Annotated in this window: 11 protein-coding genes; 4 read left to right on the plus strand and 7 right to left on the minus strand. The window is 54.1% G+C overall.

The window, feature by feature from the left end; all coding sequences use genetic code 11:
- Position 1: 1 nt before the first annotated feature.
- A complete protein-coding gene (gene ulaA, locus ACIPDS_RS16255; protein WP_400737895.1) occupies positions 2-1,402 on the minus strand; it encodes a PTS ascorbate transporter subunit IIC in 1,401 nt (466 codons plus the stop codon).
- A 361-nt stretch (positions 1,403-1,763) separates the two neighbouring features.
- On the opposite strand from ulaA, the gene ulaG reads away from it, so the two are divergent.
- On the plus strand, positions 1,764-2,828 hold the full coding sequence (gene ulaG / locus ACIPDS_RS16260; RefSeq protein WP_166516607.1) for an L-ascorbate 6-phosphate lactonase: 1,065 nt from the start codon (positions 1,764-1,766) through the stop codon (positions 2,826-2,828).
- A 240-nt stretch (positions 2,829-3,068) separates the two neighbouring features.
- Positions 3,069-3,824: an HTH-type transcriptional regulator UlaR gene (ulaR, locus tag ACIPDS_RS16265; RefSeq protein ID WP_166516606.1), complete on the plus strand. Its 756-nt coding sequence runs from the start codon at positions 3,069-3,071 to the stop codon at positions 3,822-3,824.
- Here the strand turns inward: ulaR and yjfP are convergent.
- A complete protein-coding gene (gene yjfP, locus ACIPDS_RS16270) occupies positions 3,821-4,558 on the minus strand; it encodes an esterase (protein ID WP_400737899.1) in 738 nt (245 codons plus the stop codon). The two genes, ulaR and yjfP, sit on opposite strands and share 4 nt — an antisense overlap.
- Positions 4,559-4,764: 206 nt before the next feature.
- Between yjfP and bsmA the strand changes: the two genes are divergently transcribed.
- Both bsmA and yjfN read left to right on the plus strand, forming a co-directional pair.
- A complete protein-coding gene (gene bsmA, locus ACIPDS_RS16275) occupies positions 4,765-5,073 on the plus strand; it encodes a biofilm peroxide resistance protein BsmA (RefSeq protein WP_400737902.1) in 309 nt (102 codons plus the stop codon).
- 116 nt (positions 5,074-5,189) lie between these two features.
- Positions 5,190-5,477 (plus strand): DUF1471 family protease activator YjfN, encoded by a 288-nt coding sequence (gene yjfN / locus ACIPDS_RS16280; RefSeq protein ID WP_400737905.1) that lies wholly within the window; start codon positions 5,190-5,192, stop codon positions 5,475-5,477.
- Between the two features lie 60 nt (positions 5,478-5,537).
- Here yjfN and ACIPDS_RS16285 read toward each other — a convergent pair whose 3' ends face one another.
- The 5 genes from ACIPDS_RS16285 to nsrR all read right to left on the minus strand — a co-directional run bounded on the left by ACIPDS_RS16285 (position 5,538) and on the right by nsrR (position 12,184).
- Positions 5,538-7,160 (minus strand): isovaleryl-CoA dehydrogenase, encoded by a 1,623-nt coding sequence (locus ACIPDS_RS16285; RefSeq protein ID WP_400737908.1) that lies wholly within the window; start codon positions 7,158-7,160, stop codon positions 5,538-5,540.
- An 82-nt stretch (positions 7,161-7,242) separates the two neighbouring features.
- Positions 7,243-8,271, minus strand: coding sequence for a tellurite resistance/C4-dicarboxylate transporter family protein (locus ACIPDS_RS16290; protein ID WP_400737911.1), 1,029 nt, complete (start codon positions 8,269-8,271; stop codon positions 7,243-7,245).
- Positions 8,272-8,373: 102 nt separating this feature from the next.
- The gene (gene rlmB / locus ACIPDS_RS16295) at positions 8,374-9,105 is read right to left on the minus strand and encodes a 23S rRNA (guanosine(2251)-2'-O)-methyltransferase RlmB (RefSeq protein ID WP_166516600.1); all 732 of its coding nucleotides are present in this window, start codon (positions 9,103-9,105) and stop codon (positions 8,374-8,376) included.
- Between the two features lie 89 nt (positions 9,106-9,194).
- Entirely contained in the window at positions 9,195-11,717 is a 2,523-nt protein-coding gene (gene rnr, locus ACIPDS_RS16300; protein ID WP_166516599.1) for a ribonuclease R, read from the minus strand.
- 41 nt (positions 11,718-11,758) lie between these two features.
- The gene (gene nsrR / locus ACIPDS_RS16305) at positions 11,759-12,184 is read right to left on the minus strand and encodes a nitric oxide-sensing transcriptional repressor NsrR (RefSeq protein ID WP_166516598.1); all 426 of its coding nucleotides are present in this window, start codon (positions 12,182-12,184) and stop codon (positions 11,759-11,761) included.
- Positions 12,185-12,190: the final 6 nt, after the last annotated feature.

A 12,190-nucleotide genomic window follows, 5' to 3' on the forward strand; every position in this document is an offset into this window, starting at 1 on the left:
CTTATTGAGCAGAAACGTCTGCCAGTTGTTTTTCCGCATCTTCCTCAGCGCGCAGCGCGCGTCCGGCGAAGACCATATAAGCCAGTGCAATCACAATAATGACGGCCATAAAGGCGATGCCGATTGAGGCGAAGCCCTGCATCATCGGCGGTGCCAGAATTGACCAGTCCGCCATGCCCATCCAGGCGCTCATGCCGGTCAGTTTCACCGCCCAGACGCAGCCGAAGATTTCAATCATGCCCATCACCAGGCAAATTTTGAGCGCCGCACGCCAGCCGCCAAAGTGGTTGGCAAACACGCCAATGGTGGCGTTAGAGAAGAACATCGGGATAAAGCCTGGGATGATCAAAATGGAGGAGCCCATGCCGACCAGGATACCCACGGCAATCAACTGACCGATGGTGCCCCACATAAAGCCCCAGACCACGGCGTTCGGTGCGAAGCTATAAATTGCCGCACAGTCGATGGCCAGAACGGCGCCTGGGATCAGGCGTTGAGAAATTCCGTTGAAGGCTTCAGATAGCTCTGCGACAAACATACGCACGCCCTGCGTGATGATGAAAATCGCCACCGCAAACGAGAAACCGGTTTGCAGGATATAGACCGTCCAGTGAGTTTTGCCCGCCATTGCCTGAACTACGTCAATGCCGAATGAAAGTAGAATTGCGCCGAAGAAAATGGTCATCACAATCGCCGTCGAGACGATATTGTCGTGGAAAATATTCAGCCAGCCGGGCAGCTTAAGGTCTTCTACGCTCTCTTCTTTTTTACCGAGATACGGCGCGACTTTATAAGCAATCCATGACGCGAACTGCTGCTGGTGCCCAATGGAGAAGCCGCAACCGTCGGTCACTTCTTGCGTCGGCTTGTACATCATATTGGACGTGATGCCCCAGTAGAGCGACACCAGCACCGCCGTGCAAATAATGGTGGTCCACATCGAATAGCCGAAGATATAGAAGGAAACCGCAATCAGCCCCGCCTGCTGGAACATGATGTGTCCGGTAAGCATGATGGTACGGATGCCGGTAATACGGCGCAGCAGGACGTAACAGATGTTCAACGCCAGCGCTAACAGCACCGCATAGCCCACCCAACTGTAGGCGTCCCCCATGCGTTCGATGGTGGCCATCATCGAGGCGTAGGTGTCTGAAATCGCACCGTTGATGCCGTAAACCTCCGACATCTTCGCCACTACCGGTTTAAAGGTGCTGGTCAGGATGCCGGACCCTGCTTGCAGCAGCATAAAACCGATAATGGTTTTAATGGTGCCTTTAATAATCACGCTGACGCTTTTACGCAGCAGGATGTAGCCGAGACAGGTCACGATACCCAACAGTAGCGGAGCGTTGGTCATCACCTGGTTGAAAAAGACGGTAAAGATGTTGTAGAGGATCTCCATCACGCTCTCCAGTCATTGAGGAAGGCTAAACCCAATCTGAGGCTAGCCGGGTGAACACACTCTAATAATCAAAAATAATCACAACAAGATTCAATTTGATTAATTGTGATGCGCGCCGCAATAATAAGCTTATCTTTAGCATGGGAAACCAGCCCGACAAAACCGCCTTGAAATATCCTATATAAATCAAACAAATGTAACTGAAACATTGTTTAACCATTGATTATTTGTCGTTACTTACCGAAGCATACCGCGCCATTCCCTCAAAAATACCCCATTGCATTCATGAAAAAACGGTGCCAATATCAATCACAACAAATCACTATATGATTACATTTGACGAGTAAAAGAGGAAAACACGATGAGCAAAGTAGAAACTATCTCGCGGGAATCCTGGATCCTGAGCACCTTCCCGGAGTGGGGAAGCTGGTTGAATGAAGAGATTGAGCAGGAGCAGGTCGCGCCGGGTACCTTTGCAATGTGGTGGTTGGGCTGTACCGGGATCTGGTTGAAATCAGAAGGGGGAACCAACGTCTGCGTCGACTTCTGGTGCGGTACCGGCAAACAAAGTCACGGTAATCCGCTGATGAAGCAAGGCCACCAGATGCAACGCATGGCAGGGGTGAAAAAACTGCAACCTAATCTGCGTACCACACCGTTCGTGCTGGATCCGTTCGCTATTCGTCAGATTGACGCGGTGCTGGCTACGCACGACCATAACGATCATATCGACGTTAACGTCGCCGCTGCGGTCATGCAGAATTGCGCAGATGATGTGCCGTTTATCGGGCCGCAGACTTGTGTCGATTTGTGGATCGGTTGGGGTGTGCCAGCATCACGCTGTATTGTGGTTAAACCTGGCGACGTGGTGAAAGTAAAAGATATTGAAATTCATGCGCTTGATGCATTTGACCGCACCGCGCTTATCACCTTGCCAGCCGATCAAAAAGCGGCAGGCGTGCTGCCGGATGGCATGGATGCGCGGGCGGTTAACTATCTGTTTAAAACCCCGGGCGGTACGCTGTATCACAGCGGCGATTCCCACTATTCCAACTACTATGCTAAACACGGTAACGAGCATCAAATTGACGTCGCGCTGGGCTCATACGGTGAAAACCCACGCGGTATTACCGACAAAATGACCAGCGCCGATATGCTGCGTATGGCGGAAGCGTTGAATACCAAAGTGGTGATCCCTTTCCACCATGATATCTGGTCAAACTTCCAGGCCGATCCGCAAGAGATCCGCGTGCTGTGGGAGATGAAAAAAGATCGGCTGAAGTATGGATTCAAACCGTTTATCTGGCAGGTTGGCGGTAAATTTACCTGGCCATTGGATAAAGATAACTTTGAATATCACTATCCACGCGGCTTTGATGACTGCTTTACCATTGAACCGGATCTGCCGTTTAAATCGTTCCTGTAATTTGTTGGCTCCGCAGAGATCCCGGCGGCGCTGCGCTTGGCCGGGCTACTCTCACACCCACACCAACAGGTAACCGGACAGGTAGCCCGGCCGAGCGCAAGCGACGCCGGGAAAAGCCCGCACAGACCTGCTCGTAAACGGCACTCCCGGAAAGCCCCTACCGCACCCGGATAGAATTTTTAGTATTTTGCCAGGTTTTCAAATATCATCTTTACTCATCATTTTTTTTCGGATTAGCTCATGACGGAAGCGCAAAGACATCAGATTCTACTGGAACTGCTGGCACAGGCGGGCTTTGTTACAGTAGAACAGGTGATTTCCCGTCTGGGAATTTCACCCGCCACGGCCCGAAGGGACATCAACAAACTCGACGAAAGCGGCAAGCTGAAGAAAGTGCGTAACGGCGCTGAGGCAATCAATCAGCAGCCGCCACGCTGGTCGCCAATGAATATTCACCAGGCTCAGAACCATGATGAGAAAGTCCGCATCGCCAAAGCGGCGGCACAGCTGGTGATGCCAGGCGAAAGCGTGGTGATCAACTGCGGATCAACCGCCTTTTTAGTCGGCCAGGAGATCTGCGGCAAGCCGGTACAGATAATCACCAACTATTTGCCGCTGGCAAACTATCTTATCGACAGAGAACACGACAGCGTGATCATTATGGGCGGCCAATACAACCGTAGCCACGCGATTACGCTTAGCCCGCAAGGCAGCGAAAATAGCCTCTACGCGGGACACTGGATGTTCACCAGCGGCAAAGGGCTTACCGCTGAGGGGCTGTATAAAACCGACATGCTGACCGCGATGGCCGAACAAAAAATGCTGAACGTGGTGGGCAAGCTGGCGGTACTGGTCGACAGCAGCAAAGTCGGTGAGCGTGCGGGCATGTTGTTTAGCCGTGCTGATGAGATCGATATTCTGATCACCGGCAAGCAGGCAGACCCGGAGATCCTCAAAAAACTCGAGGATCAGAGCGTGCAGGTTATCCGCGTTTAAAGATGCTGGCGGAAAAACGTCACCGTGCTCGCCAGCGCTTCTGGCGTGATACGGTGGCGAACGCCGGATTGCCAGACGCAGGTCAACCGTTCATCCAGGTGAGCTTCACAAAGCGCTTGCTGTAAACGGAAGGTTTCGCCCGCAGGCACGACATCATCTTCTTCACCATGCCACAGCAGCAGCGGACGGTCGGCCAGCCGCGCCAGCTGATGTCCGACATCCCATGTTGCCAGCAAGGTCCGCAGCCGTTCCTGCTCCTGTATTGTCGCCGCAGATGGCGGGAACAGCGAGTGGGATAGCGAGGTGAAGTAGCCCGAACCCATCAGGCTCGCCACGCATTTCAATTCAGGATGCTGCGCCATGAGTCCCAGCGCGGTCATTCCTCCCATTGACGCCCCGGCAACCGCCAGTCTGTTATCACTCACCAGCTCGCTTGCCAGAAGCGCATCCCGCAGTGCGGGAAATTCGGTGAAGTTCTGTATGAGAATCTGCCAGAAATGCTGTAGCCGACCTTCGCTATCACCGCTAAAGCGTTCGCCATGATCGGCAGCGCTGGGCATGATGACCCGAAACCCCGCCTGTGCTAATGCCACAGCAAAATAGCTATACACCACGTTTGACGAGGTAAACCCATGATAAAACACGATGCTGGGCAGCGCTTTTTCCGCGGCCCCTTTCGGGAAGGCATGAAGAATTTGTTGTCCTGCCAGCGTGCGCATTTCCAGTTCAATCATGGGTTAACTCCTTTAGCTATGCTGATAGAGCATAGGAAAATTAATGCAGTGATAGGATGACAATACCCTTGATTGATAACATTGAGAACCCGGTTACGGTTTCAGGGTATTTTCATTCGAAAATAGCGCTATGGTTAACAATTCAGGAACATTAACCCAAAAGGGAATTTTTTCCCCACTACACTATGTCTATCAGGAAACGGGAAATGGCGATAAAACGGTTTATCCCTATGTTGCTGGCGCTCATGCTGAGCGGTTGTACCCTGCTGGAAGGCACGCCCGAAGCGCCGCCAGCGGTCACCGACCACCCGCAGGAGATTCGTCGCAACCAGACGGAAGGTTTGCAGCGCATGGGTACGGTCAGCGCGCTGGTGCACGGCTCGCCGATGGATGTTGAAGAAACCATCCTGGCAAAAGCCACCGCGCAGAAAGCGGACTACTATGTGATCGTCATGATTGATGACACCGTAGTGCCGGGACAGTGGTACTCACAGGCTATCCTCTACCGTCGGTAATCTTTAGCAGCTTTACGTAGGTTTGCACCGTTTCACGTTTTCCTGATGCACAATGGCGCCTTATCGCAATACAGGATATGCGTCTGCTATGGACTGCCCCCACTGGGTTATGTGAAATGGAGCTGACGATGAAACAATCATTAACCTTATCTACCCTGCTTTTGCCCGGCGGTTCACACGCCACCGCGGCACAGTCAGCAGAGTTTGCCAGCGCTGATTGTGTCACCGGGCTGAATGAGATCGGGCTGATTTCAGTCGATAACGTTGCCGGAAGCCTGGAAGATGTTGAGATGGAGATAGCGCGCAAGGCAGACGAGCAAGGCGCTTCCTGGTACCGTATTGTTCAGATGTACGAAGAACCGCAGCAAGATAACTGGCGTGCACAGGCGATAATCTATGCCTAAGACCAGCCAATAGTGGAAGATGCGCTAACGCTGTTACGCCTCTTCCACGTCCTCCAGTTCTTACCGAACGCCTCCCGTCGCACGACTTAATACGTCATTAATCACCAGCTCGCTCAGCAACACGCCACCTCTTGCATCAAGCATCATCCGGCACCAGGCCTGGGCCAAAGGGGGAGACGCGTAGCGCAGCATCTGTGCCCCAACGCCGAGTAAGTAAACTTGCCCCGTTATTTCACGCCCCATTGCCTCAGAGGGTTTTCGCAGCCGTTGCTGTAGCTGGCGCCAGTGGCGGTCAAAATGACGATCCTGACCTTTCACTTCAGCACACTCTGCGGCGAGCAGCGAAACGGCATCCGGTTGTTTCATCAAAACGCGCAGGACATCAAGGCACATGATGTTGCCAGACCCCTCCCAAATGCTATTCACCGGCATTTCGCGGTACAGACGAGGCAGCTCGCTCTCTTCGCAATAGCCGATACCGCCCAGCACTTCCATCGCCTCGGCGACAAAAGGTATACCCGCTTTGCAGATGGCGAACTTAGCAGCAGGTGTAAACAGCCGCGCCCATAGCGTTTCCTGCGGGGAATGAGATTGCCCCCAGGCACTGGCGAGACGAAACAGGAATGCCGTTTGCCCTTCCAGCTGTAACGCCATTCTGCCCAGAACCTGACGCATTAATGGGAGATCCACCAGGTTATGGCCGAAGGCCTGCCGTTGGAAGGCGTGATAAACAGCCACCGATAGCGCCCGACGCATCAGGCTATGGCTGCCTAGCGCGCAATCAAAACGCGTCAGGCCGCCCATTTTCAGGATCTGCCGAATACCATCACCTTCTTCGCCTATCGGCCAGCCGAGCGCTTGCTCAAACTCCACCTCACTGCTGGCATTGGAACGGTTGCCAAGTTTGTCCTTCAACCGTTCAAGGCGGATAGCGTTGCGCGTTCCGTCCGGTAGCAAACGCGGCACAAAGAAGCAGGTTAGCCCGCGTTTTGCCTGCGCCAGCACCAGATGCGCGTCGCTTTGCGGGACGGAGTAGAACCATTTATGCCCGGTGAGTTGATAACTCCCATCCGCCAGGCACTCTGCGTGAGTGCTGTTGCTCAGGACGTCCGAGCCCCCCTGCTTTTCCGTCATGCCCATACCAATTAGCAGGCCGCGTTTAAGCGCCCCCGGCTGCTGATGCGGGTCGTATCGGTCGCTTGTTAATGGCGTTTGCCAATCCGTAAATAGCGGCGGCAGCGTTTTTAACAGTAAAGGCGTGGCGGCAAAAGTCATGGTGATGGGGCATAACGTTCCGGCTTCCACCTGCGCATGCAGCATAAAACGTGCGGCGCGGGCAACAAACGCGCCGTTGCGCGCCTCCTCTTCCCACGGAAGATTATGCACGCGGTTGGCGCACAGCCCCTGCATCAATAAATGCCAGGCGGGATGGAAGCGGACATCATCTTGTCGTTGCCCTTGCGGGCCGTAACGAAGTAATTCTGGGGGATGCGCATTGGCTAATCGCCCCAGCTCCAGTGATTCAGCGGTGCCAAGCTGTTGACCGATACTGGCGAGCAGATCGCTATCCCAACCAGCATCATGCCGGGTTATCGCCTCGCACAGGGCGACATCGGATAAGAACAAATTACTGTTGTTTAAGGGGGTAGGTTGATTAAAAACGGTGTGAGTTTGCCAGTGCACTGTCTCTCCCTCCGCCATTGGGCAATGCCTTAAGTATGGACGGCGGCAAAACATCAACAATGCACCAGGATCACAAAATAGGTTATTGCGCCTTAATACCCTTGCAGAAAGACGCCAGCATCCACAGGTAAAAACTCAACCACAGCAGCAAAACGCCCGCCATCGCCACCCTGAGCCATTCAGCCGGTAAATCGACCTGGAGATAGCGCATAACATTCATTGTGGTGACGGCAAACATGCCGGAAGGGAAGACAATCGACCAGTTGCCGGGCGCATAACTCAGATTCAATGAGCGCGTGACCGTGCGCCAGACCAGAATCGTCAGCAGCAGTATCAGCCACCATGCCGCTGCCGCCCAGAGGAAGAAGGTGATGGTAATTATCGACGGCGTCACGGCGAGAAACAGGTCATGGTGTTCGTTTTCCAGCACCTTCACGCCGGCCAGCGCGGCAATCGCCAACGCCCCCATATTAATCCACCATGAGGGTGAAAAATCTTTACGGTTCAGCGAGCTGAAAAGCCACTTGAAGAATATCAGCGGAATAATGATGAAATAAAGCATGATGCTCGCCGACCAGAGCGCGGTCAGCATGAGCATCTGAAGCTGCGGCGCGCTCCCTCGTAGCGACATGCCCAACACCACAATCGAGCATCCCGAAACGGTACACAACAGCCACAGCCCATCCAGCCCTTGTGCCGGTGAGCATTTGTCTTTCGACATGGCGATACCGGCAATAAGCGAGAAAATCACCGTCAGATACAGGAAGATACTGATAAACATCAGCACGTTCGGCACGCTATGCAGCGTCGTTAATGTGTTGTACTGCACGCCCAGCATGCTGGTACCCGCCACCATCGTCAAATAGCCCGGGCCTTTATCGGAGTGAATCAAATCCTCCCATACGACCGTGGGATGGGTGATGAGTTTTGCGATAGCCAGCACCAGGCATATCCCATAGTGGAACGTATTAAGATAAAGCAGGACGCGCGCAATGGCGTGAAAGCCCACCGTCTCGCAGCCAATGCTGACGATGCCGGTCGCCATGACCAAAGCAAAATAGTTATAGGGGAAATGGGCGATAATTCGCGATGGGAATGGAGCAGAATTCATAAATGGCAGCCACTTTTTGTTAAGAAGGGCGAATGCACTTAACGCGTTCCCCCTCTTAGTCAGGAAGTCAGGGCGACCGCATTATGCCGTCACCCTGAAAGCTTAGCCGCGCTGGCGTACCGCTTCAAACAGACAGATGCCGGTAGCCACGGAGACGTTCAGCGATGATACGCTGCCCGCCATCGGGATGCTTATCAGCTCGTCACAATGCTCACGGGTCAGACGACGCATGCCTTCGCCTTCCGCGCCCATCACCAACGCCATCGGCCCGGTCATTTTGCTCTGGAACAGAGTATGAGTGGCTTCGCCAGCGGTACCAACGATCCACACGTTCTCTTCTTGCAGCATACGCATGGTACGCGCCAGATTTGTCACGCGAATCAGCGGAACGTTTTCTGCCGCGCCACAGGCCACTTTTTTCGCCGTTGCGTTCAGCTGCGCCGAGCGATCTCTTGGTACGATGACCGCATGGACACCGGCCGCATCCGCGCTACGCAGGCAAGCACCGAGATTATGGGGATCGGTTACGCCATCGAGGATCAGCAGGAACGGCTTGTCGATTGACGCCAGCAGATCCGGCAGATCGTTCTCCTGATACTGACGACCCGGCTTCACGCGCGCAATAATGCCCTGATGCACCGCACCTTCGCTTTTCTCGTCCAGGTACTGACGGTTCGCCAGTTGGATCACCACGCCCTGCGCTTCCAGTGCGTGAATAAGCGGCATCAAACGCTTATCGTCACGGCCTTTCAGAATAAAAACTTCCTGAAAACGTTCAGGCGCGCGCTCCAGCAGTGCCTGCACTGCATGGATACCGTAAATCATTTCACTCATGAATATACTCGTTGTTAATTCTACGTTGTGATTACCCTCACTCTAGCCCTCTCCCCGAAAGGGAGAGGGTCGCGGTGAGGGAAATAAGGCTATTCCGACGATTTCTTTTTCGCGGCGCGCTTCGCTTTGGTTGCAGCAGCAATTTTCTGCGTCTTCGCCGATGGTTTTTTGGCTTTTTTCGCGCCCGCTTTGTCAGAGGCTGGTTTGGCTTTGCCCTGCTCTGCGTTTTGATTCGCGCTGGCTTTGCCGCTTTTCGCTGTCTGATTCGGGTTAGCTTTCGCTTTACCTTTCTTCTCACCGCGGAAGGCGCTGTCCGGCTCAAAGTTGGTGCGCTTACCCGCCTGACGACGACGGCTGGCGGCAGGCTTACCGCCGCTGCCTTTTTTCGCTTTCTCGCGCTCGGTCTTACCGACGTTACGCGGGGCACGTTCGCTTGAGATAAGCGAGAAGTCTATCTTACGCTCGTCCATGTTGACCGCTTCAACGCGGACTTCAACACGGTCGCCAAGGCGATAGGTCTGGCCGCCGGATTCGCCAATCAGACGCTGACCGACCTGGTCAAAGCGGTAGTAGTCGTTATCCAGCGAAGAAACGTGCACCAGGCCGTCGATGAACAGCTCATCCAGACGGACGAAGAAGCCAAAACCGGTGACGCTGGCAATCACGCCGTTAAAGACGTTGCCCACCTGATCCTGCATAAAGTCGCATTTCAGCCAGTCGGAAACGTCACGCGTTGCTTCATCGGCACGGCGTTCGGTCATCGAGCAGTGCTGACCTAATTGCAGCATCTCTTCCAGCGAGTAATGATAGCCGCCGGTTTCGGTGCTGTTACCTTGATGCCCCTGCTCTTTCGCCAGCAGGTACTTGATGGCGCGGTGCAGCGACAGGTCAGGATAACGACGAATTGGCGACGTGAAGTGCGCATAGGATTGCAGCGCCAGACCGAAGTGACCACGGTTTTCCGGGTCGTAAATCGCCTGCTTCATCGAACGCAGCAGCATGGTTTGCAGCATTTCAGCGTCTGGACGGTCAGCGACGGACTCCAGCAGTTCGGCGTAATCACGCGGCTCCGGTTTGTTACCACCGGGCAGCTCCAGACCCAATTCCGACAGCACTGAACGGAAAGCGGTAATGGCTTCCGTGGTTGGCTTGTCGTGAATACGGAACAGCGCAGGCTCTTTGGCTTTCTCAACGAAACGCGCCGCTGAGATGTTGGCCAGGATCATGCACTCTTCAATCAGTTTGTGCGCATCGTTACGCTGAGTCTGTTCAATTCGCTCAATACGGCGATCGGCGTTGAAGATAAACTTCGCTTCTTCGCTTTCAAACGAGATACCGCCACGTTCGGCACGCGCTTCATCCAGCACTTTGTAGAGGTTATGTAGCTCTTCAATGTGTTTAACCAGCGGCGCGTACTGTTCACGCAGCTCCTGGTCGCCCTGCAACATGTGCCAGACCTTGGTATAGGTCAGACGCGCATGCGAGCTCATCACCGCTTCATAGAATTTGAAGCCGGTTAAACGTCCTTTGGTCGAAATGGTCATTTCACAGACCATACACAGACGGTCAACCTGCGGGTTCAGAGAACACAGACCGTTCGAGAGCACTTCCGGCAGCATCGGGACGACCTGCGTTGGGAAGTACACGGATGTCCCACGGTTGCGGGCTTCGCCGTCCAGCGGGGTCGGCGGACGGACGTAATAGCTAACGTCAGCAATCGCTACCCACAGACGCCAGCCGCCACCGCGTTTTTTCTCGCAGTAGACCGCATCATCAAAGTCGCGGGCATCTTCGCCATCGATAGTCACCAGCGGCAAATCGCGCAGGTCAACGCGACCCACTTTAGCCTCTTCCGGCACCTGCTCTTTGAGCCCGGCAACCTGCTTTTCTACCGCTGGCGGCCAGACATAAGGAATTTCATGGGTACGCAGCGCCATCTCAACGGCCATACCGGTGCCCATGTTTTCGCCCAGCACTTCAACGATTTTACCAATCGCTTTAGTGCGGCGGGTTGGGCGCTGGGTCAGCTCGACCACCACCACAAAGCCCATACGCGCACCCATCACTGATTCTGGTGGAATCAGGATATCAAAGCTCAGGCGGCTGTCGTCTGGTACCACAAAGCCAACGCCCGCGTCGGTAAAGTAGCGACCAACGATTTGCGCGTTACGCGGTACCAGTACGCGGACGATACGCGCTTCGCGGCGACCTTTACGGTCTGCGCCCAGCGGCTGTGCCAGCACTTCATCACCGTGCATACACATTTTCATCTGCTCGCTCGACAGATACAGGTCGTCTTTACGACCTTCCACGCGCAGGAAGCCAAAGCCATCGCGATGGCCAATGACCATGCCTTTGAGCAGGTCGAGGCGTTCCGGCAGCGCGTAGCACTGGCGGCGGGTAAAGACTAACTGCCCGTCACGCTCCATGGCGCGCAGGCGACGGCGCAGAGCTTCAGTTTGCTCTTCGCCTTCAATATTCAGTTCAACGGCCAGCTCTTCACGATTTGCCGGTTTTTCGCGTTTTGTTAAGTGTTCAAGGATATATTCCCGGCTCGGGATAGGGTTGTCGTACTTCTGGGTTTCACGTTCCAGGAAAGGATCTTTTGACATGTCGGTTCCTCCGTCATCATCGCTGCCGGCGGTAGTAATAATTACTCCACCAGCAATAATTTATAAAGCGGTTGATTTTGCTCAACCAAATCGGCCAGTGTGTGGTTATCCAGTTCCTTGAGAAAACTTTGCACGGCTTCTGAAAGTGCCTGTTTTAAACGACAGGCTGGCGTTATATGGCAAAACTCGCTGCTACAGTTCACCAGCGTTAACGGTTCTAAATCGCGCACGACATCGCCGACGCGGATCTCTTTTGCCGGTTTACCCAGGCGAATACCGCCGTTTTTCCCACGTACTGCCGTCACGTATCCGGCACGGCTTAGCTGGTTGATGATTTTAACCATATGGTTACGCGACACGCCGTAGACCTCGGTCACCTCCGAGATGCTCGTCATCTTGCCTTCCGGCAGTGACGCCATGTAAATCAGCGCGCGGAGTCCATAATCGGTAAAACTTGTTAACTGCACATCAAC

Origin of the sequence: Kluyvera sp. NPDC087067 (genome assembly GCF_044745165.1) — a bacterium.
Lineage (GTDB): Bacteria > Pseudomonadota > Gammaproteobacteria > Enterobacterales > Enterobacteriaceae > Kluyvera.